Annotated in this window: 16 protein-coding genes; 13 read left to right on the top strand and 3 right to left on the bottom strand. The window is 66.5% G+C overall.

Annotated features, from left to right (window positions below):
- Window positions 1-2 precede the first annotated feature (2 nt).
- Genes VHP37_22700 through VHP37_22710 form a run of 3 tightly spaced genes read right to left on the bottom strand, consistent with a single transcriptional unit; the run spans window position 3 to window position 5417 of the window.
- Window positions 3-1397 carry an efflux transporter outer membrane subunit gene (locus VHP37_22700; protein HEX2829176.1) on the bottom strand — a complete coding sequence of 465 codons (1395 nt, stop codon included), beginning with the start codon at window positions 1395-1397 and terminating at the stop codon, window positions 3-5.
- On the bottom strand, window positions 1394-4549 hold the full coding sequence (locus VHP37_22705) for a multidrug efflux RND transporter permease subunit (GenBank protein HEX2829177.1): 3156 nt from the start codon (window positions 4547-4549) through the stop codon (window positions 1394-1396). The genes VHP37_22700 and VHP37_22705 overlap by 4 nt, the downstream gene beginning before the upstream one ends.
- Window positions 4550-4556: 7 nt before the next feature.
- Window positions 4557-5417: an efflux RND transporter periplasmic adaptor subunit gene (locus VHP37_22710; GenBank protein ID HEX2829178.1), complete on the bottom strand. Its 861-nt coding sequence runs from the start codon at window positions 5415-5417 to the stop codon at window positions 4557-4559.
- Between VHP37_22710 and VHP37_22715 the strand changes: the two genes are divergently transcribed.
- The 13 genes from VHP37_22715 to narI all read left to right on the top strand — a co-directional run bounded on the left by VHP37_22715 (window position 5374) and on the right by narI (window position 22637).
- Window positions 5374-5931 (top strand): hypothetical protein, encoded by a 558-nt coding sequence (locus tag VHP37_22715; GenBank protein HEX2829179.1) that lies wholly within the window; start codon window positions 5374-5376, stop codon window positions 5929-5931. The two genes, VHP37_22710 and VHP37_22715, sit on opposite strands and share 44 nt — an antisense overlap.
- A gap of 77 nt (window positions 5932-6008) precedes the next feature.
- On the top strand, window positions 6009-6896 hold the full coding sequence (locus VHP37_22720) for an AraC family transcriptional regulator (GenBank protein ID HEX2829180.1): 888 nt from the start codon (window positions 6009-6011) through the stop codon (window positions 6894-6896).
- A gap of 143 nt (window positions 6897-7039) precedes the next feature.
- Complete coding sequence (locus VHP37_22725) at window positions 7040-7480, top strand: hypothetical protein (GenBank protein HEX2829181.1); 441 nt, start codon at window positions 7040-7042, stop codon at window positions 7478-7480.
- Between the two features lie 728 nt (window positions 7481-8208).
- Entirely contained in the window at window positions 8209-8976 is a 768-nt protein-coding gene (locus tag VHP37_22730; GenBank protein ID HEX2829182.1) for a helix-turn-helix domain-containing protein, read from the top strand.
- A gap of 367 nt (window positions 8977-9343) precedes the next feature.
- Complete coding sequence (locus VHP37_22735) at window positions 9344-9712, top strand: hypothetical protein (GenBank protein ID HEX2829183.1); 369 nt, start codon at window positions 9344-9346, stop codon at window positions 9710-9712.
- Window positions 9713-9956: 244 nt separating this feature from the next.
- A complete protein-coding gene (locus VHP37_22740) occupies window positions 9957-12530 on the top strand; it encodes an EAL domain-containing protein (protein ID HEX2829184.1) in 2574 nt (857 codons plus the stop codon).
- Between the two features lie 22 nt (window positions 12531-12552).
- Window positions 12553-12855: a hypothetical protein gene (locus tag VHP37_22745; protein HEX2829185.1), complete on the top strand. Its 303-nt coding sequence runs from the start codon at window positions 12553-12555 to the stop codon at window positions 12853-12855.
- Between the two features lie 237 nt (window positions 12856-13092).
- On the top strand, window positions 13093-14355 hold the full coding sequence (locus tag VHP37_22750) for a nitrate/nitrite transporter (GenBank protein ID HEX2829186.1): 1263 nt from the start codon (window positions 13093-13095) through the stop codon (window positions 14353-14355).
- An 18-nt stretch (window positions 14356-14373) separates the two neighbouring features.
- Window positions 14374-15801, top strand: coding sequence for a NarK family nitrate/nitrite MFS transporter (locus VHP37_22755; protein HEX2829187.1), 1428 nt, complete (start codon window positions 14374-14376; stop codon window positions 15799-15801).
- Window positions 15802-15814: 13 nt separating this feature from the next.
- Window positions 15815-19600, top strand: a complete 3786-nt coding sequence (locus tag VHP37_22760) for a nitrate reductase subunit alpha (protein HEX2829188.1) — start codon at window positions 15815-15817, stop codon at window positions 19598-19600.
- A 9-nt stretch (window positions 19601-19609) separates the two neighbouring features.
- Entirely contained in the window at window positions 19610-21133 is a 1524-nt protein-coding gene (gene narH / locus VHP37_22765) for a nitrate reductase subunit beta (GenBank protein ID HEX2829189.1), read from the top strand.
- Window positions 21133-21828 (top strand): nitrate reductase molybdenum cofactor assembly chaperone, encoded by a 696-nt coding sequence (gene narJ, locus VHP37_22770; protein HEX2829190.1) that lies wholly within the window; start codon window positions 21133-21135, stop codon window positions 21826-21828. The genes narH and narJ overlap by 1 nt, the downstream gene beginning before the upstream one ends.
- Window positions 21825-22637, top strand: coding sequence for a respiratory nitrate reductase subunit gamma (gene narI / locus VHP37_22775; protein HEX2829191.1), 813 nt, complete (start codon window positions 21825-21827; stop codon window positions 22635-22637). The genes narJ and narI overlap by 4 nt, the downstream gene beginning before the upstream one ends.
- Window positions 22638-22645 lie beyond the last annotated feature (8 nt).

The raw sequence follows: 22645 nt of genomic DNA on the forward strand, positions 1-22645 counted from the left end.
GCTCACTGCCGCGCGAGCCCATCGCCGGGGCTGCCGCGATTCCATCCGCCGCCGAGCGCCCGGTAGAGCAGCACCACGTCCAGCCGCTGGTTGAGCTCGCTCGCGTTCAGGTCGAGCTGCGCGGCGAAGAGCTGGCGCTGCGCGTCGAGCACCTCGAGATAGCTGATCACGCCCGAACGAAAGCGCAGGTCGGCCAGGCGCAGGTATTCCGAGGCGACGGCGACGCGCGCGCGGTTGCCCTCGGCCTCGACGCGGTCGCGATCGTAGGCGACCAGCGCGTCGGAGATCTCGCGCAGCGCCACCAGCACGGTGCGGCGGTAGGCGAGCACCGCCTGCTCCGCGCGCGCGCGTGCGACCTGGTAGTTCGCGGTCAGCGCGCCGCCGGTGAAGATCGGCGCCAGCAGATTGCCGCCCACCGTGAAGAAACTGTCGCCGCGGCTGTTCACCAAACCTTGCAGCCGGTCGCTCGCGCGCCCGAGCGAGCCGGTCAGCGCGATGGTCGGGAGGAATTGTGCGCGCGCTACACCGACGTTCGCGTTCGCCGCGACGAGCAGCTGCTCGGCCTGACGGATGTCCGGGCGGCGCTCGAGCAGCTCCGACGGCAGCCCGGTCGGCACCTCGGGCGCGACGCGCACGGTCCGAAGGTCCGAACCGGTGTCGAAAGCGCGCGGCGGCGCGCCGAGCAGGAACGCGAGCGCATCCTCGGTCTGCGCGATCTGGCGCTCCAGCGCGGGGACCTGGTTCTGCGTGGTGAGGAGCTGGCTCTCCGCCTGCCGCTCCTCCGCCGCGGACTGCACGCCTTGCTGCGACAGCAGCCGCACGAGCCCCAGCGAATCGCTTTGTGCGGCGCCGGTCTGCCGGACGACCTCGAGGCGCTGCCGCAGGCCTTTCAACTGGAGATACTGCTGAGCGACTCCGGCGACGAGCGACGAGACCACGCTGCGGCGACCTTCTTCCGTCGCGAGGAGGTTGGCGCGCGCCGCTTCGGTCGCGCGGCGGTAACGGCCCCAGAAATCGATCTCCCACGACAGCGCGAGCGCGGCGAGAAACGTGTTGAACGGCGTACCCGTCTCGTTGCCGCGCGTGCCTTGCACCTGCCCGGAGATCTGGGGAAAGATCGGGGAGCGCGCGGCGACCACCAGCGCCTCGGCTTCCAGGATCTGCGCGGCCGTCACCTGCAGATCGAGGTTGTTGCGCAACGCTTCTTCGATCAGCGCGACGAGCTGAGGGTCGTCGAAGAGCTGCCACCACGCGACGTCGGCGATCGAGCGGGCCGCGGCTTCGGGGATGGCCCGATGGTAGGCGGCGGGCAGCTCCACGGCCGGGCGGCGGTAGTCGGGACCGAGCACGCAGCCGCCCAGCAAGACGGCGGCGAGGCATGCGCATGCGGCCTTCACGTCGCCTCTTCCTCCGGCGCGGGCTGCATCTCGCGGCCGCGTCGGCGGTGGGTCCAGCTCACGGCGCGCTCCACCGCGACGAACAGAACCGGGATGATGAAGATCCCGACCAGCGTCGCGCACGTCATCCCCCAGACGACCGCGACGCCCATCGACACGCGGGCGCCGGCGCCCGCGCCCGTCGCGCTCGCGAGCGGGACCACGCCGAGAATGAACGCGAACGAAGTCATCAGGATCGGCCGCAAGCGCAGCTTCGCGGCTTCGACGGCGGCTTCGACCGGATCGTCGCCACGGTCGACCGCGACTTTCGCGAACTCCACGATGAGGATCGCGTTTTTCGCGGACAGGCCGATCAGCAGGATCAGCCCGATCTGCGCGTAGATGTTGTTGGTGAGGCCGGCGACCGCGAGCGCGAGCATCGCGCCGAAGATGCCGATGGGCACCGCGAGCAGCACCGCGAACGGCACCGACCAGCTCTCGTACAGCGCCGCGAGGAACAGGAACACGCACACGATCGTCAGCGCGAAGATGATCGAGGTCTGCCCCGCGGTCTCCTGTTCCTGCAGCGAGAGCCCCGACCACTCGAAGGCGTAGCCCGCCGGGAGCACCTGTGCGGCGACTTCGGCCAGCGCGGCGTTCGCCTGCGACGAGCTGTAACCCGGCGCGGCGTCGCCCGTGATGGCCGCGGTGCGGAACTGGTTGTAGCGCTGGAGCACCGCCGGCGAGCTCGTGGAGACCGCCTTGACCAGCGTCGACAGCGGCACCATGTCGCCCCGGGCGCTGCGCACGTAGAAGAGCTTGATGTCTTCGACGTTGTTGCGGAACGGGGCGTCGGCCTGCAGCGTGACCTTGTAGCTGCGGCCGAAGCGGTTGAAGTCGTTGACCTGGAGGCTGCCGAGATAGGTCTGAAGCGTTGCGAACACGTCGGTCAGCGGCACGCCGAGCTTCTTCGCTTTCTCGCGGTCGACCTGCAGGTCGTAGGCGGGCGTGCGCGGGTCCAGCGCCGAGCGGACGCTGCCGACCTCCGGACGCTTCGATGCCGCCGCGATGAACTGGTCCGCCACCGCGACGAGGTCGAAAGGCGAGCGACCCTGGCGGTCCTGCAGCATCAGGCTGAAGCCGCCGAAAGCCCCGAGGCCGGGCAGGGCCGGCGGGTTGAGCGGCACGACCGTCGCCTGCGGGATCGCCGCGCTGCGGGCGAAGATCCGGCCGATGATGCCGTCGACGCTCTTCTCTGGCGTCGCGCGCTGGTCCCAGGGCTCCAGCGCCGTCACGAACAGCGCGCCGTTCGGCTGCTGCGAGGACGCGAGGATGTTGAAGCCGTTGACGATCAACCGGTCCTGGACGCCCGGGACTTTCGCGAGCAGCGCGTCGAGCCGCGCGGTGGCCTCCATCGTGCGGTTGAGCGACGAGGCTTCGGGCAGGACTGCGGCGCCGATGACGAACCCCTGGTCCTCCGGCGGCACGAAAGCGGCCGGGACCTTACCGAACAGCACGACCGTCCCGAGCGCGAACGCGGCGAGCAGCGCGAGCGTGAGCGCCATGCGCCGGATCGACACGGCGACCAGCCGTCCGTAACGGTCGGTCACGCGCTCGAAGCCGCGGTTGAAAGCGCCGAAGAAGCGCGCGCCCAAGCCGCGCTTCCCGCCTTCGCTGCGCGGTTTCAGCAGCAGCGCGCTCAGCGCGGGCGTGAGCGACAGCGCGACGAACGCCGAGATCAGCGTCGAGACCGCGACGGTGAGCGCGAACTGGCGGTAGAGCGCGCCGGCGATCCCGCCCATGAACGAGACCGGGACGAACACCGCCGCGAGCACGAGCGCGATCGCGATCACCGGCCCCGACACCTCGTCCATCGCCCTGGTCGTCGCATCGCGCGGGCTCATGCCTTGCGCGATGTGATGCTCGACCGCCTCGACGACGACGATGGCGTCGTCGACCACGATGCCGATCGCGAGCACCATGCCGAACAGCGTGAGCGTGTTGAGCGAGAACCCCAGCGTGATGAACACCGCGAGCGTGCCGATCAGCGATACCGGTATGGCGAGAAGCGGGATCAGCGTCGCGCGCCAGGTCTGCAGGAAGAGGAACACCACCGCCATCACCAGCAGCATCGCCTCGACGAGCGTCTTCAGCACTTCCTCGAGCGAAGCCTTGACGAACACCGTGCTGTCGACCACCACGCTGTAGGTGAGGTCCGGCGGAAACGTGCGCTCGAGCTCCTTCAGCCGCGCACGCACCGCTGCCGCGACGTCCACCGCGCTCGCTTCGGGCGTCAGGTTGACGCCGAAGGCCGCGGAAGGGCGGTCGTTGTAGCGCGCCTGCACCGAGTAGTTCTGGGCGCCGAGCTCGACGCGCGCGATGTCGCGAACGCGGACGAAGGACCCGTCCGGCTGCGCCTTCACGACGATGTTTCCGAACTCCTGCTCGGTGACGAGCCTTCCGCGTACCTCGATCGAATACTGGTACGCCTGGTCCGGCGGCGACGGGTATTGGCCGACCTGACCCGCGGGCGCCTGCACGTTCTGCTCGCGCACGGCGTTGGCGACGTCCGCCGCGGTGATCCCCAGCTGCGACATGCGGTCGGGCTTGAGCCAGATGCGCATGCCGAACTCGGCCCCGAACACCTGCACGTCGCCGACGCCCTTGACGCGCCGGATGGCGTCCACGATGTTGATGCTGAGGTAGTTGGCGAGGAAGACCGAGTCGTAGGTGCCTTTCGGCGAGAACAGCGTGACGAACATGAGCGTGTCGGGAGTGCTCTTGCGCGTCGTGACGCCGCCGGCGATGACTTCGGACGGAAGCAGCGAGTTCGCCTGCGCGACGCGGTTCTGCACCTGCACCGACGCGATGTCGGCGTTGGTGCCCAGCCCGAAGGTCACGCGCAGCGAGTAGGTTCCCGCGCCGGTGGAAGTCGACTGCATGTAGAGCATGCCTTCGACGCCGTTCACCTGCTGCTCGATCGGCTGCGCGACCGACTGCTCGACCGTCTGCGCGCTCGCGCCCGGATACGCCGCGGCGACGACGACCGTCGGCAGCGTGATCTGCGGGTACTGGGCGATCGGCAACTGGAATCCCGCGATCGCGCCGACGAGCACGATGAACAGCGCGGCGACGATCGCGAATACCGGACGCGCGATGAAGAAGTGAGCCATGCCGCGCCTATTTCGCGCCGGCCTTGGCGGCGACCGACGCCGGCGGCGTGCCCGGCGGCGCGATCGACGGCGGCGGGGTGTCGCGCAGCTGCGCTTCGGTGATGAGCGTCGGCGCGACGGTCGCGCCGTCGGGCGCCTTCTGGAAACCGTCGACGATGATGCGCTCGTTCGGTTTCAGCCCGGACGTGACGATCCACAGCTCGCCGACCCGGTCGCCGACGGTGACCGGCCGCTGGTGCGCGACGTTCCTGTCGTCCAGCACGGAGACGAACTGCTTGCCCAGGAGCTCGCTGACCGCGCGCTGGGGGACCAGTAACGCGTTCGGGACCTCCTCGTACACGAGCTGGAGCCGGACGCTCATGCCGGGACGCAGCAGATTCTCGGGGTTGGGAAACCTCGCCCGCAGCGCCAGCGTTCCGGTGATCGGGCTCACCGCGCGGTCGGCGAAGTCGAAGGTTCCGCTGTACGCGTACGGCTTGCCGTCGGGCAGGATCATCGAGATCGGATTGGAGCGCACCTCATGCGCGATGGCCCGCCCTTTGCGGCCGCGCACGAACCGCACGTGGTCGACCTCCGGAATACTGAAGTGCACGTAAACCGGATCGAGCGTCGACACGGTCGCGAGCACCGTCTGGCCTGCGCTGGCGAGGGCGCCGACCTCGACCTGCTGGATCCCGATCTGTCCGCTCACCGGCGAGCGCACGCTCGTATGGCTCAGCTCCAGCCGTGCACGCTCCGCGGCGGCGCGACGCTGCTTCACCAGCGCCTGCGTCGATCTCAGCGTCGCGACCGCGGCGTCGTAGGTCGCTCGGCGGAATGGCGTTGTGGGGAAGCAGCGGCTCGTAACGCGCGACGTCCTGGCGCGCACGCGCGAGAGAAGCTTCGGCGTCCGCAACCGCGCCGAGCGCTTCGGCGACCGCGGCCTCGTACTGCCGCGGGTCGATGACGAACAGAGGCTGGTTCAGCGCGACCCGCTGTCCCGGCTCGAACAGGATGCGCTGCACCGTTCCGGTCACTTCGGGCCGCAGGTCGACCTCGCGAAACGCGCGCACCTCGCCGATCAGCTCGCCGATGACGTTGGTATCGCGCTGGATCACGGTCATCGCGATGACCTGAGGCGGCGGCGCCGCCGGCGCGCTTTTCTCTTGCGAGCAGGCGGCGAGGGCAAGCACGAGGCAGCAGCTTCCGACGGAGCGCAGGCACGGCATGGTCGCAACGTAGCCGCGGCCTCGCGAAGCCGCGTTGCCGTGATTGCCGAAAGCGCACCGGTCTTGCGCAAAATCGGACGCGACACGCGGGCCTCAATGTTGCTGCAGGGCCTCGCCGGATACCCCCAGACCAAGCCGCGCGCGGACCTGCCTGCTTACCGCCGGCCGCCGTAAGAACGCGTCGAAGGGTCGGTCGTCGGCAGGTAGTTCTTACAAGACAGCGGCGCGTGTGGGTAGCCTGGGAGCCGAACATGTACGCGAATGACGCGTTGGATCTGCCCACGTACGCGGACGCCTATGCTGCGAGCTGCGGCGACACCGTCATCTCGCGCGAGCGCGTGGGCACGGCGGGAGCGTCCGTCATCAGCTTCAAGCGTCCCCCCGGCAGCTATCCCGGCACGGCGACGTCCGATTTCGCGCTGATGATGGTCCACAACGGCGTCTGCGGGGCGGAGTTCGATCTCGGGATGGGCCGGTTCGCGCTGAGGGTGGCGCCGGGCCAGCTCTTTCTCGCGCCGCCTTTCACCCCGACCGAGAATTCGGTGCACGGCATCGTGACCGGCGTGGTCCTGGCATTGGGACATGCGAAGGTAGCCGAGCTCCTGCACGATCTGTCGGCCGATCCGCACACGTTGTTCCGCAACTTGTACAGCCGCCCCGTCTGCGACGATTTCATCAGGGTCGCCATCAATCAGCTCCTGGTGCTGGCGCGAGCGCGCATGATCGAGAGCACCCTGATCGCCGACGGCGCGATCCTGGCGATATTCGCGGCGCTCGCAGGGCACGGCACGAGGCGTTCGGGCAAGGCCAAGCGAGGGCTCGCCGATTGGCAGCTTCGCCGGGTGGTGGAAAAGCTCGAGTCGCTGCGGGACGTCTCTGTCGCCGAGCTTGCGGCGAGCGCTAATCTGTCCCCGTTCTACTTCTCGCGCGCATTCAAGCAGACGACGGGCGTCGCGCCTCATCACTTCCAGCAGCGGGTGAGAATAGAGCGGGCAAAAGAGCTGCTGGCAGGCACTGCTCTGTCCATCACCGAGATCGCATTGAGCGTCGGCTACGAATCGAGCCAGACGCTCGCGCGCGTTTTTCGCAAGAACGTAGGGACGACACCCGCCGCGTACCGCCGCTGTATAGCGAGCTGATACTCCGTAACGCGCGGGTCCTCGGTGTGCGTGATTGCCCGATATAGCGCAAGAGTGGTGCCTCCGAGGCAAGGCGGGCAACGCAGTCTTCGCGGCAGCGGGATATCGTTCGCGGTGCCTGCGCGATATCCTGCCCGGAAAATGTGCGACTGCGCTCTGCAACAGCCTGGTGCTTTTGCTGCACCGGCCGAGCGGCCTTAGCGATGCCGCCGGCTCCGCGCGCGGCGCAAAACCCGACGGCCGCCCGACTGAAGCAGTTGTTCGCCACCCATCCGTTCGACGAGGCGGCGTGGGGAACTGCCGCCGCTGCGGATCTCCACGTTCGCATCGGCAATGCCGCGCCGGTCGTCGGCAGAGATCCCGCGCTCGGCGAGCTCAGGCGATTCTTCGCACGCGTCGATTCGATCGGAAGCGGTTTCTGCGAGATGTGTCGCGTGAGAGAAACGATCTTCGCGGAAATGGAAGTCGATTTCACGGACGAGGCGGGCGGCGGGCGACGCATACCCTGCACGGTGGTGGCGCGGGTGGCCGGCGGCCGCGTGCTCGATATTCGCCTGCATCTCGATCCGTCGCCGATCCCTTGATCGGGCGCCACGCCGTGCCGTGCGCCGATTGCGCAGTGGTCGACGACCGATCTTGCCCGCAGCTCGATCGAAGGGCGGTTCGCCGGCGGAACCATCACCGTTACCGCAAGCGCGATGGCAATGTCACCCGCAAGCATGCGCACACCGGGGAGCAGGCATCAGAGGTAAAATACGCGAGAACGACTGACGCAGCCCCCGTGGCGGTGACAACGCGGTCCGCATCGACGACAGCGGTCTTCCGACATGGATAACGACGAACGTTATTCGCCGCGATCGGCGGCATGGCGCTATGCGGCACGTCCGCGGTTACCGCGTCACAAGGCTCGTCGCGGTTCGTGCGAGCGCCGAGAATGATCTCCTCTCATTCGTCTCGATTTCTGCGAGGCCGCGCCTATACCTCGCAAAGTCCGCCTGTTCCGCCGGCGTGGTGTGAACCGGGTGCGTTGGCTCAGCGTGGGCCGGGCCGGCGACGCACAGGACACGAGAGATCGACGAGTATGCGCGACGCTCCCGGGGCAAGGTCGCCCGCGTCGATGCCACCGCGCTCATAACGTCTTGCCGGATGACTGAGCTCAAGCGCCACGTAGCGTCATGAGACGCCATGACTCGCTCTGCGAGGCTTCAGCGACCAAGTCCAGTTAACATCGCGCCGCTCCCCGACACAGGGGCAGGTCCGCAATAAAACGAATCGGAAGGAGCGGCATCATAACCACCGCTGTCGAGCTGACATGAATCGGAACGTTCTGAAGTCCTGGAAGGAAATTGCCAGCTACCTGAGTGTCAGCGTCCGCACTGCGCAACGGTGGAAACAGGAACGAGGGCTGCCGGTGAGGCAGCCGGGCACGCAACGGAGGAGCGCGGTACTGGCGATCACCGCTGAGCTCGATCGCTGGCTGCTGCAGTCGTCCGCGGAGAATCCGAAGACCCCGTTGGAAGAAGTCGAGCTGTCCGATGTCAATGCGACGAACATGCTCTGGAGCCGCCATTCGCGCCCACCGCGTTACCCGGCCGAGATCAGGCTGCTGCTCGCGATGTACCGTAAATGGGCACAGGCGGATAGCCTGTCCCTGCTCGAGGAGCTGTCCAGCTTTGCCATGCAACAATGCAAGGCGGAGTCCGCCGGTTTCAGTATCCGGGGGACCGATGAGCGGGGAGCGCAGATCTTCCGTTGGACGGCGACGCGAGGCCGGATGGAAGAATTCGTCGGGGGCACCACGCCCGCCAATTTCAGCCCGTGCGCGGTGTGCCTGGCGCGCGATTCTCCTCAGCTGTTCGTCTATCCTGAAAAGCTCTACACCTACCTGGACACCGTCTCGCCGATCGGGGAGCTGTTGCTCGTCCCGATGCATGAGATCCACTCGCCCATCGGGACGATCTGGATAATCTCCCACGAGAATTTCCGGCGTTTCGATCTCGAAGACGTGCGGGTCTTGACGGACCTGGCCAGCATTGCGGCCGCTGCACTGGCTACGCCAGTCGGTTCTCGATCGAGCTGATCGACACGACCGTCCCGGCCGCGAACGATTCGCCGCGCGTAACGGCCTGCGGGAGCCGTAACGCTATGGGATGACGCGTGTTGGCGCTCCACGACGTTCGTTGGCGTTTCACTCGAGCGGGCGCGCACGATACAGTCCGCGCCAGGGTTATTCCGTGTGTGTTCTCCGCATGTGGCGTGTGGGAAAGCTTGCATCAGAGATAACGCCAGAACCGGCGGAGCTGACGCCTGACGGCGTGGAGTACGGACCCGAGTCCGAGTGCAAGGCGGCCAAGCGCCCCCGTTCACGTACGGGAGCTCACGTAACTTGGCGTCGAAGATCACCGCTTCCAGCGGCAGAATGCCGGGCGCACCTCATCGGGTACGTCTTGGACGACTTGTCCGTCATCGCTCAAATCAAGACGTACGCTCCGCGCTCGAAGATCGTTGCGCTGTCGATGTGCACCGAGGACGCCTACGTCTCGCAGGCGCTCCGAAACGGTGCATCGGCGTTCGTATTGAAATCGCGAGGCTTCGTCGACCTCCTGCACGCCGTGTACGAAGTGGTGGCGGGGCGGAAGCACTTGAGCCCGGAGCTCGATGCCGACGCGATCCGCCAGCTCGTGGCGCGCCTCAGTATCAGCCAGCGTACCGCTGAAACCCACCGCGCCAATATCCGGAAGAAGTTCGAGTTCGCGAGGCACGCGGACCTCGTGTCATTCGCGCTGCGCAGAGGACTTCTCACGCGTGACCTCTGACGAAGCCTGCCGGGCCAATTCAAACACGAACGCCAATCCAGGGCGCGGACCCTGGAATCATCGAGAAAGAAGGCGCGCTTGACGCGGTACTACTTGTGAGGAGCGCACGCGCGCGCGATGCCATGAACTGCTCGACACAGCGCAAGAGCGCGACGGTATTCACGCGGCATTCGCATAACAACTGAGAACACACCGGGGGGGAATACGCCACGTGCGCTTGCAAGTATCCAATAGTACGTTCGCATTGGACGTCCTGCTCATCGAGGACCAGCCGCTCGACGCCGAGCTGTGCGAGCGCGAGCTGAAGAACGCCGGGCTCGACTTCAGGTCGCGGCGGGTCTGCAGGAAGGCGTCGCTCATAGCCGCGCTCACCGAGCTCGTGCCGGACGTCATCCTGTCGGACTTCAGCATGCCCTCCGAGCTGGACGGCTTCAGCGCGCTCGAGATTGCACGGGAGCACGCGCCCGGAGTGCCTTTCATCTTCGTGTCCGGGACGATCGGCGAGGAGCGCGCGGTCGAAGCGCTCAAGGCGGGTGCGACCGATTATGTGCTCAAGGACAAGCTGTGGCGCCTGGGCGCCGTAGTGAAGCGGGCGCTGCAGGAGGCCCGCCATCGCCGTGCGATCGTCCGGGCGCAGGAGGCCCTGCGCCTGAGCGAGGCGCGCTTCCGCTCGTTCATGGGGCATCTGCCCGGCAACGCCTCGATCTGCGACGCGGACGGCCGCTATGCGTACGTGAACGAGGTCTGGGAGAAAACATTCGGGCTCTCCGCCGATGAGGTCATCGGCAGACGCTACGACGAGCTGCCCGCGCAGTTCACGGCGGAGCTCCTGAGCGGCCACGCAACGGTCCTGCGCACCAACGCCGCGGCCGCCGGTATTACGAAAACCGGCAGCAACGGTAATTCGAGATGGTGGCTCTCGCATCACTTCCCGATTCCGGCGCTCGAGGACGGCCGCGGCATGGTCGGCACGATCGCGATCGACGTCACCGAGCGCACACTTCAGGAGGAGCGGATCGCGCGCCTCTCCCGGATACATGCGGTGCTGAGCGGCCTCAACTCGGCGATCGTCAGACTCCGCGACAGCCGTCAGCTTCTGGCGGAAGCGTGCTGCATCGCGAACGAGCACGGCGGCTTCGGCGTCGCGTGGATCGGCATGATCGACCCCGCCAGCGGGCACATCACTGCCGTGGCGAGCGCAGGGCTCGGTCCGGAAGAGGATGTCGCCACGAGCGCGCTGGTCATCAACGGCGCGCCGCGCTCGCGCGGCATCGTCGCCGAGATGCTCGGCAGCGGCAGGCCCGCGGTCTGTAACGACATCACAGTCGCCCTGGAAATGCCAAGCGCGCGCCGCCAGGAAGCAGTCAGGCGCGGCTACCGGTCGATGCTGGTGCTCCCGCTCACTGTCAGCGGGCGCATCGCCGCCGCGTTCTGTCTTTACTCGAAGGAGCGGAACGCGTTCAGCGCCGAAGAGGTGAAGCTCCTGATCCAGCTCGCGAGCGACGTCTCTTTCGGCCTCGAGTTGAACGACAAGGAAGAGAAGCTGTACTACCTCGCGTGGCACGACCCGGTGACCGGGCTCGCCAACCGGGCGCGGCTGCACGACAGGCTCCAGGATGCGCTCGCGACCGCCGCGCCCGGCCGATCGCATATCGCCGTAGTGGTGTGGGACATCAAGCGCTTTCGTACGATCAACGACACCTTCGGCCGCAGCGCGGGCGACGAGCTGCTGCGCATCGTGGCGGCGAAGATCGCGAACGCGTGGCCGCGCGTCGAGCACATGGCGCGGCTGTCGGCGGACTGCTTCGGCGGCCTCGTCAGTGACGTCACGCGCGCGACCGACATCGCGCAGTGGATGGAGCAGTCGGCAGCGGCGCTGGCGGAGCCCGTCCTCCTCAACGGCACCGAGCTTCTGATCGGCGTCACCGCCGGCATCGCAATGTATCCGACCGACGGCCGCGATCCGGACACGCTGCTCGCGAACGCCGAAGCGGCGCTCAAGCAGGCAAAGCTCCGCGCCGAGCGCTACGTGTTCTACGAAGCGGCCATGAACGCGCGTGTCGCGGAAAAGCTCACCCTCGAGAGCCGGCTGCGCCGTGCACTCGACAAGGACCAGTTCGTCCTGCATTACCAGAAGAAGATCGACGTCGCGACGGGGGCGGCCAAGGGGCTCGAGGCGCTCATTCGCTGGGACGATCCGGAGGCGGGACTGGTCCCGCCGGCGAAGTTCATCCCGCTGCTCGAGGAGACCGGGCTCATCCTCGACGTCGGCCGGTGGGCGATCGGCAAGGCGCTCGCGGACCGGCGGGCGCGCGCGTCCCAGGGCCTGCCGACGCCGCGCGTGGCGGTGAACGTGTCGGCGATCCAGTTGCGCCGGCCGGAGTTCGTCGCAGGCGTCCTGAAAAGCCTCGGCACGGGCGATCACGGGCTCGACCTGGAGATCACCGAAAGCCTCCTCATGGAAGACATCGAGGCCAACATCGCCAAGCTGCGCGCGCTCAAGGACGAAGGGATCAACATATCGATCGACGATTTCGGCACCGGCTATTCGTCGCTCAGCTATCTTGCCCAGCTTCCAGTCGACGCGCTGAAGATCGACCGGTCGTTCGTCATGTCGATGATGGACAAGTCCGAGAGCACGATGATCATCTCCACGATCATCTCGCTCGCCCACGCGCTGCGCATGCGCGTTATCGCCGAAGGCGTGGAAACGGCCGAGCAGGCGAAGCTCTTGCGGCTGCTCCAATGCGATGAAGCACAGGGCTATCTGTTCGCGCGGCCGATGCCGTGGGATCTATGCTTCGATCCGCCGCAGTAGCGCAGCGAGGCACCTGGCGGTCGTGCAACGCATCATCACGCCGAGCGGCCCGACGTTGCGCCGCGCCTCGTGCTCCTCGACCCGAAATTGCCGAAGGTCGCGTCGTGGAAGTGCTGAGGGCGATCAGGCGGACCAGCGGCTCGGGCGCATCCCCGTTGTCGCCATGACTTCGTCGCGGGAAGAGCGCGATCTCGCGATGACCTGCGAGCTCGGTGTCAATGGCGACGTCGTCAAGCCGCTCGACTTCAACACATTCGCCGAAATCACGCGCCACGGGTGTCACTGCCGGCTCGCGATCGACCGCAGCTGTCGCGCCGGCGGTTGATCCATGTCAACCCGGACGACCGGCGCTCGCGACAAAGTCCATGGCATTGACGCGATCGAGGTCGCCGACCGAGACGCGCCTCGACCCCGATCCGCGCGAACGATGCCCGGGATCGGCGCCGACTGAACAGGCTCGGTCACTTTCCGAATGATCGTTGATCTGCATCAAGATCGCGCACGTCGCGCCGACTAAAGTGGGCTGCGACGATGCACACCAGGGCCAGACAGGGAAAAACCCATGACGTCCTACGGCAGCAGGCAGTGGTCGGTCCTGAGCGCTAGCACCCTCGCATTCACCATCTGCTTCGCGGTGTGGATGATGTTCGCGGTGATCGGAATTCCCATCAAGAAAGCGCTCGACCTCAGCGAGACGCGATTCGGCTTGCTGGTGGCGATGCCCGTGCTCACCGGCTCGCTGATCCGCCTGCCGCTCGGCATGTGGACCGACCGTTTCGGGGGGCGCGTCGTGTTCTTCATTCTGATGCTGTGCACCGTGGTCCCGATATGGCTCATCGCCGAGGCGACCGAATACTGGCAATTCCTGACGCTGGGCCTTTTCGTCGGCCTTGCCGGCGGCTCGTTCTCGGTCGGCATCGCCTACGTCGCGCGCTGGTTCGACCGACGCCGGCAGGGCATGGCGATGGGCATCTTCGGCGCGGGCAACTCGGGTGCCGCGGTGACCAAGTTCGTCGCGCCGGCGATCGTCGTGGCGTACGGCTGGACGATGGTGCCCAAGGTCTATGCGGCGGCGATGCTCGTCACGGCCCTGGTGTTCTGGGCGCTCTCCCATCATGACGAGCAGCACGTGGTGCCGTCGACGGTCGGAATCCGCGAGCAGCTGCGGGCGCTCAAGGACCCGCATGTGTGGCGCTACTGCCAGTACTACTCGATCGTATTCGGCGGCTACGTCGGCCTCTCGCTGTGGATGACCAAGTATTACATCAGCGAATACGGCTTCAGCCTGCAATCCGCGGCGCTGCTCGCGGCATGTTTCTCCCTGCCGGGCGGCGTGCTGCGTGCAATCGGGGGTTTTCTGTCGGACCGGCACGGCGCGCATCCCGTGACGTGGTGGGTGCTTCTCGTTTCGTGGGCGTGCCTCTTCTTCCTGTCGTATCCGCAGACCGAGTTCGTCGTGAAGACCCTGCGCGGCGATGTGACGATGCACGTGGGGCTGAACGTGTGGGCGTTCACCGCGCTGATGTTCACGATGGGCGTCGCATGGGCGGTCGGGAAAGCGTCCGTCTTCAAGTACATCTCCGACGAATACACCGCCAGCATCGGCGTGATCTCCGGCATCGTCGGCCTTGCCGGCGGGCTCGGCGGCTTCCTGTTGCCGATCCTGTTCGGAATGCTCGTCGACGCGACCGGAATCAATTCGTCGGTCTTCATGCTCTTGTGGGGCATCACCGGCGTGTCGCTCGTCTGGATGTACTGGACCGAGATCGTCCCGCGGCGCGCGGCCCTGCGCCTCGCGTCCGGCCGTGTCGCACAGGCTGCCTGACAACCAGGGGAGAACATCATGACCACGCATCCACCGCCCGTCCTCGTCGGCGGGCCGCGTCGGGGCCGCGTCCTCCAGATCTGGACGCCCGAGGACAAGGCATTCTGGGAAAGCCAGGGCAGGGCGATCGCGAATCTGAACCTGTGGATATCCATCCCGGCGCTCTTTCTCGCCTTTGCGGTGTGGATGGTCTGGAGCGCGGTCGTGGTTCAGCTCCCCGCGATCGGGTTCAGGCTCGGCACCGATGAGCTGTTCTGGCTCGCCGCGATGCCCGCGCTCTCCGGGGCGACGCTGCGCATCTTCTATTCGTTCATGGTGCCGATCGTCGGCGGGCGCCGCTGGACGGTGCTGTCGACCCTGTCACTGCTCATTCCTGCGATCGGTATCGGCCTGGCGGTGCAGGATCCCGCCACGCCGTACTGGGTGCTGCTGCTGCTCGCGGCCTTCTGCGGTCTGGGCGGCGGCAACTTCAGCTCGAGCATGGCGAATATCAGCTTCTTTTTTCCCAGGGAGCGCAAAGGCTCCGCCCTCGGCCTGAACGCGGGCTTGGGCAACCTCGGCGTTTCGGCGGTGCAGTTCATGGTGCCGCTCGTGATCTCGGTCGGCGTCTTCGGCTGGCTCGGCGGCGAGCCGACGATGGTGACGATGCCCAACGGCGTCGCCAAGCAGATCTGGCTGCAGAACGCCGGTTTCGTATGGGTGATTCCGATCGTGGTCTCGTCGCTCCTCGCGTTCCTGATGATGAACGACATCGCCGACGCCAAGGCATCGTTCTCCGAGCAGGCGGTGATCTTCGGTTCGAAGCACAACTGGATCATGTCGTGGCTGTATCTCGGGACATTCGGGTCGTTCATCGGTTTTTCGGCCGGTTTCCCGCTGCTCATCAAGAGCCAGTTCGCGGGCGTGAATCCGCTCGAGTTCGCGTGGATGGGACCCTTTCTCGGTGCGCTGATCAGGCCCGTCGGCGGCTGGCTCGCGGACCGCGTCGGCGGAGCGCGGGTCACGTTCTGGAATTTCGTAGCGATGGTGATCGGCGTCCTCGGCGTGTTGCAGTTTCTGCCGCATGAGGGCGACGCGGGCAGCCTCACGGGCTTCTTCATCTCTTTCATGGTGCTTTTCGTCACCGCCGGAATCGGCAACGGCTCCACCTTCCGCATGATTCCGGTGATCTTCACCGACGAATGCGTCGAAGCCGCGCGCACCCGCGACGCCGATGCGATGGCCGCGGCCGCGAAGGAGGGCAACAGGCAGGCAGCCGCGGTGCTGGGCTTCACCGCAGCGCTCGGCGCTTACGGCGGTTTCTTCATTCCCAAGAGCTACGGCACGTCGATCGCGCTGAGCGGCAGCCCGCACGCCGCGCTCTGGGCATTCATCGCGTTCTACGTGACCTGCATCGCGATCACGTGGTGGTTTTACGCACGGCGCGGCGCGTCGCGGCCGTGCTGAAGAGGAGCATCAAGTGAGTCATTTTCTGGACCGTCTGAACTATTTCGCCACTCCCAGGGAAACCTTCTCGGGCCGGCACGGCGTCGTCACGGGTGAAGACCGCACCTGGGAAGACGCCTATCGCAATCGCTGGGCGCACGACAGGATCGTGCGCTCGACGCACGGCGTGAACTGCACCGGCTCCTGCTCGTGGAAGATCTACGTGAAAGGCGGCATCGTCACGTGGGAGACCCAGCAGACCGATTACCCCCGCACGCGCTGGGACATGCCGAACCACGAGCCGCGCGGCTGCGGCCGCGGGGCGAGCTACAGCTGGTACCTCTACAGCGCGAACCGCGTGAAGTATCCGATGGTCCGCGGGCGGCTGCTCAGGAGCTGGCGCGAAGCGCGGGCGACGCTCGAGCCGGTGGAAGCGTGGGCTTCGATCGTCGAGTGTGACGCGAAACGCCGCGACTACCAGAGCAAGCGCGGGCTGGGCGGCTTCGTGCGCTCGAGCTGGGACGAAGTGAACGAGATCGTCGCGGCCGCCAATGTCTACACGATCGCCAAGCACGGGCCCGACCGCGTGATCGGCTTCTCGCCGATTCCGGCGATGTCGATGGTGAGCTACGCCGCGGGCAGCCGCTACTTAAGCCTGATCGGCGGCGTGTGCATGAGCTTCTACGACTGGTATTGCGATCTGCCGCCGTCGAGCCCGCAGGTATGGGGCGAGCAGACCGACGTGCCCGAGTCGGCCGACTGGTACAACTCGTCCTACATCATCGCGTGGGGGTCGAACGTTCCGCAGACGCGCACGCCCGACGCGCACTTCTTCACCGAGGTCCGCTACAAGGGCGCGAAGACCGTCGCGGTGACTCCGGACTATTCCGAAGTCGCCAAGCTCGCCGACATCTGGATGCACCCGAAGCAGGGCACCGACGCGGCCGTGGCGATGGCGATGGGCCACGTGATCATGAAGGAGTTCTACTTCGAGCGGCGCAGCGCGTACTTCGACGACTACGTTCGCCGCTACACCGACATGCCGATGCTCGTCCTGCTGAAGGAGCACGTCACGGCGGACGGCGAGAAGATCATGGTTCCGGACCGCTACCTGCGCGCCTCGGACTTCGAAGGCGCGCTCGGCCAGTCCAACAACGCCGAGTGGAAGACGGTCGCCTGCGACGAATCCGGCGAGGTCGTGCTCCCCCACGGCGCAGTCGGCTTCCGCTGGGGCCCCGACGGGCGGGCGGATGCGGGGCAGTGGAACCTGGAAGCGAAAGACGCGCGCCGCGGCGCCGACGTCAGGCTCAGGCTGTCGGCCCTCGAAGGCGACGAGCCGAGCGCGGAAAGCGCGAAGGTGGGTTTCCCGTACTTCGGCGGCATCCCGACCGCTCATTTCACGCACAGTCCCGGCAAGGACGTGCTGGTGCGCAGCGTCCCGGTACAGCGCGTCGCGCTCGGCCACTCGGCCGAGGCGCTCGTTGCTACGGTGTTCGACCTCCAGGCGGCGAATTACGGCATCGCCCGCGGCATTCCCGGCGAGCTCGCCGCAGCGGGCTACGACGACGACACGCCGTATACGCCGGCGTGGCAGGAGCGCATCACCGGCGCGCCGCGCGAACAGGTCATCGCGGTGGCCCGCCAGTTCGCGGAGAACGCCGAGAAGACCGAAGGCCGCTCGATGGTGATCATCGGCGCGGCCATGAACCACTGGTATCACAGCGACATGAATTATCGCGGCATCATCAACATGCTGATGATGTGCGGCTGCATCGGCAAGAGCGGCGGCGGCTGGGCGCACTACGTAGGACAGGAGAAGCTGCGGCCGCAAACCGGGTGGACCGCGCTCGCTTTCGCGCTCGACTGGATACGCCCGCCGCGCCAGATGAACTCGACCAGCTTCTTCTACGCCCACACCGACCAGTGGCGTTACGAGAAGCTCGGGGTCGAGGAAGTGCTCTCGCCGCTCGCCGACGTCAAACGTTACGGCGGCAGCCTCATCGATTACAACGCGCGCGCCGAGCGCATGGGCTGGCTGCCTTCCGCGCCGCAGTTGCAGGCCAATCCGTTCGAAGTGGTGCGTGCAGCGGCCGCCGCAGGCGTCGATCCGAAAGAGTACGCAGTGAAGGCCCTGAAGGACGGCTCGCTCCGGATGAGCTGCGAAGACCCGGACCATCCGGACAACTGGCCCCGCAACATGTTCGTGTGGCGCTCGAACATCCTGGGCTCGAGCGGCAAGGGCCACGAGTACTTCCTCAAGCACCTGCTCGGCACCGCCCACGGCGTGCAGGGCAAGGACCTCGGCGCGGACGACGCCAGACCGGAGGAGGTGGTGTGGCGCGAGGACGCGCCCGAAGGCAAGCTCGATCTGCTCGTCACGCTCGACTTTCGCATGAGCACCACGTGCCTTTATTCCGACATCGTGCTGCCCACCGCGACGTGGTACGAAAAGAACGACCTCAACACGAGCGACATGCACCCGTTCATCCACCCGCTGTCGACCGCCGTCGACCCGGCGTGGCAGTCGCGCAGCGACTGGGACATCTACAAGGGATTCGCGAAGAAATTCAGCGAAGTGTGCCCCGGCCACCTCGGTGTGGAGCGCGAGCTCGTGCTGACGCCGATCATGCACGACACGCCCGCGGAGCTCGCGCAGGCCCTGGACGTGAAAGACTGGAAGCGCGGAGAAACCGACCTCATCCCGGGCAAGACCGCGCCGCAGATGACCGTCGTCGAGCGCGATTACCCCAACGTCTACAAGCGCTTCACCGCGCTCGGCCCGCTGATGGACAAGGCCGGCAACGGCGGCAAGGGCATCGGCTGGAACACCGAGACCGAGGTGAAACAGCTCGGGCAGTTGAACGGGTTGGTCACGGACGCGGGCGCGACGCTCGGCATGCCGAAGATCGAGACCGACATCGATGCGTGCGAGGTGGTGATGATGCTCGCGCCCGAGACCAACGGTCACGTCGCGGTCAAGGCATGGACAGCGCTGGGCAAGCAGACCGGGCGCGACCACGTCCATCTAGCGCTCCACCGCGAGGACGAGAAGATCCGCTTCCGCGACATCCAGGCGCAGCCGCGCAAGATCATCAGCTCCCCGACGTGGAGCGGGATCGAATCGGAGACGGTCTCGTACAACGCGGGCTACACCAACGTGCACGAGCTGATTCCGTGGCGCACGCTGACCGGACGCCAGCAGTTCTACGTCGACCACCCCTGGATGCGGGCGTTCGGCGAAGGCCTGTCGACCTACCGCCCGCCCGTCGACCTGAAGACGACGAGCGGCATGCACGGCATACGCCCGAACGGCAACCCCGAGATCCTGCTCAACTTCATCACGCCGCACCAGAAGTGGGGCATCCACTCGACCTATACCGACAACCTGCTGATGCTCACCCTCTCGCGCGGCGGCCCGATCATCTGGCTCTCCGAGCACGACGCGAAGTCGGCGGGCATCGTCGACAACGACTGGGTGGAGCTGTTCAACGTCAACGGCGCGCTGACCGCGCGCGCGGTGGTGAGCCAGCGCGTCAATCCGGGGATGGTGCTGATGTATCACGCGCAGGAAAAGATAGTGAATACCCCGGGCTCGGAGATCACCGGCGCGCGGGGCGGTATACACAACTCGGTCACGCGGATCGTGCTGAAGCCCACCCACATGATCGGCGGGTACGCGCAGCTCTCCTACGGCTTCAACTACTACGGCACGATCGGCACCAACCGCGACGAATTCGTGGTCGTTCGCAAGATGGCCAGGGTCGACTGGCTGGACACGCCCGCCACGGCGGAGCCGGTCCTCGACGCGCAACAGATCTAGGGAAAACACATGAAGATTCGCGCTCAAATCGGCATGGTGCTCAATCTGGACAAGTGCATCGGCTGCCACACCTGCTCGGTCACCTGCAAGAACGTGTGGACCAGCCGGCCGGGAATGGAATACGCCTGGTTCAACAACGTCGAGACCAAGCCGGGAATCGGTTATCCCCGGGAATGGGAGAACCAGGACAAGTGGAACGGCGGCTGGGTACGCAGGGCCGACGGCAGCATCGAGCCCCGGCAGGGCGGCAAGTGGCAGCTCCTCATGCGCATCTTCGCCAATCCCAACCTGCCCCAGATCGACGACTACTACGAGCCGTTCACTTTCGACTACGCGCATCTTCAGTCGGCGCCCGAAATGGAGGCCGCGCCGACCGCGAGACCCCGCAGCCTGATCACCGGCAAGACGATGGACAAGATCGTCTGGGGGCCGAACTGGGAAGAGATCCTCGGCGGCGAATTCAGCCGGCGATCGAAGGACCGCAACTTCGACGACATCCAGAAGGACATCTACGGCGAGTTCGAGAACACCTTCATGATGTATCTCCCGCGCCTGTGCGAGCACTGCCTCAACCCGGCGTGCGTGGCGAGCTGCCCTTCGGGCTCGATCTACAAGCGGGAGGAGGACGGCATCGTTCTCATCGACCAGGACAAGTGCCGCGGGTGGCGCATGTGCGTGTCGGGCTGCCCGTACAAGAAAATCTATTACAACTGGCAGTCGGGCAAGGCCGAGAAGTGCACCTTCTGCTATCCGCGCATCGAAGCGGGCCAGCCGACGGTGTGCTCCGAGACGTGCGTGGGCCGCATCCGTTATCTCGGCGTGCTGCTGTACGACGCCGACCGCATCGAAGCGGCGGCGAGCGTCGAGCACGATCGCGACCTCTACCAGGCGCAGCTCGACGTCTTCCTCGATCCGAACGATCCGCAGGTCATCGCGCAGGCGCGGATCGACGGCATTCCCGACGCATGGATGGAATCGGCGCGAAAGAGCCCGGTCTACAAGATGGCGGTCGAGTGGAAAGTCGCGCTGCCGCTGCACCCCGAATACCGGACGATGCCGATGGTGTGGTATGTGCCGCCGCTCTCGCCGATCACCGCCGCCGCCAACGCCGGGCACGTCGGCGTCAACGGCGAGATCCCCGACGTGAAGCAGCTGCGCATTCCGGTCAAGTATCTCGCCAACCTGCTGACCGCGGGCGACACCGCGCCCGTCGTTCGCGCGCTCGAGCGCATGCTGGCGATGCGCGCCTACCAGCGCGAGAAGCACGTCGAGCGCCGCGTCAACACGGCCGCCCTGGAGCAGGTCGGACTGACGACCGCCGTCGTGGAGGAGATGTATCGCATCATGGCGATCGCGAATTACGAAGACCGTTTCGTCATCCCGAGCACCCACCGCGAATACGCCGAGAACACGTTCGACGTGCGCGGCGGCTGCGGCTTCTCGTTCGGCAACGGCTGCTCGGACGGCGCGAGCAAGGTCAGTCTCTTCGGCGGCACCAGAAAACGCACCATACCGATCAAGGCGGAGGTTTGATGATGCCGGTTTCGAAACCCGCTGCGCCGGCGCGCACATTGAGAGTGCTCGCGCGACTCCTGGGCTATCCGGACGCCGAGCTGCTGGCCCATCTCGATGACCTGCGCGAGGCGCTGGCGAGCGAACGCGCGCTGGGCGCGGCGCGCACGGCCGAGCTCGAGGCGCTCATCGAGACGCTCTCGCGCGCCGACGCGCTCGACAGCGAGGCCGAGTACGTGCAGCTCTTCGACCGCGGCCGCGCCACCTCGCTGCACCTGTTCGAGCACGTCCACGGCGACTCGCGGGATCGCGGCCCGGCCATGATCGACCTCGCCGGGACTTACGAGAAAGCGGGGCTGTTGCTCGCCCCGGGTGAGCTTCCCGATTACCTGCCGGTCGTGCTCGAGTTCGTCTCGACCCAGCCGCAGCGCGAGGCGCGGGCTTTCCTGGGCGAGACGGCGCATCTGCTCAATTCGATCTTCAGCGCGCTCCGCGAGCGCGGGAGCGCTTACGCGAGCGTGCTCGGCGCGCTGCTCGAGCTTGCAGGCGAGAAAGCGCAAGCGGTGAAGATCACTCCGGACGAGCCGCTCGACGCCGCGTGGGTCGAGCCGGCGGCGTTCGACGGCTGCTCGAGCCATGGCCAGGCGAAACCCGGCCGGCCGCAGCCCGTGCGCCTCGTCCGTAATCACAGCGCCGCGAAGGGAGCGTCGACATGAGCACGCCATACGGCTTCTTATTCGGGGTCTATCCCTACATCTGCCTCACCGTGTTTCTGCTCGGCAGCCTGATCCGGTTCGATCAGAACCAGTACAGCTGGAAAAGCGACTCGTCGCAGATGCTGCGCGCGGGAAGCCTGCGCTGGGGCAGCAATCTCTTCCATATCGGCATCCTGTTCCTGTTCTTCGGGCACCTCGTCGGGCTCCTCATGCCTCATGCGCTGTACGGACTGTTCATCGGGGCGCCGGCCAAGCAGATGCTGGCGATCGTGTCAGGGGGCATCGCGGGTCTGCTGTGCTTCATCGGGCTCACCCTGCTGATCCATCGGCGCGCGTTCGATGCGCGCATCCGCGCCACCAGCCATCCGACCGATCTCGCGATCCTGGTGATCCTCTGGGTGCAGCTGACGATCGGTCTGGTCACGCTGCCGTTTTCGTGGCAGCACTCGGACGGCAGCGTGATGCTGCGCCTCGCCGACTGGGCGCAGCGCGTGGTGACCTTGCGGCCCGTGGACGCCGAGGCGCTCGGCAATCTGCCGTGGCCGTATGTCGCGCACCTGATCCTCGGGATGACGATCTTCCTGCTCTTCCCGTTCAGCCGCCTGGTGCACGTGTGGAGCGGTTTCGCCGCGGTGGGTTACGTGTTTCGGCCGTATCAGGTGGTGCGCAGCCGCCGCCTCAACGTCCCGGAGGGACAGAACCTTCCTTCGCATCGCGACCTGGAGCCGGCGGTCAGCGCTGCGACATCGGACCCGGCGCCACGCGGCGCGAATCCGGACACCCACAGGCCCGTTAAAGCGGGTATTTGAGGAAGATC

It is taken from the genome of Burkholderiales bacterium (genome assembly GCA_036262035.1).
Lineage (GTDB): Bacteria > Pseudomonadota > Gammaproteobacteria > Burkholderiales > SG8-41 > JAQGMV01.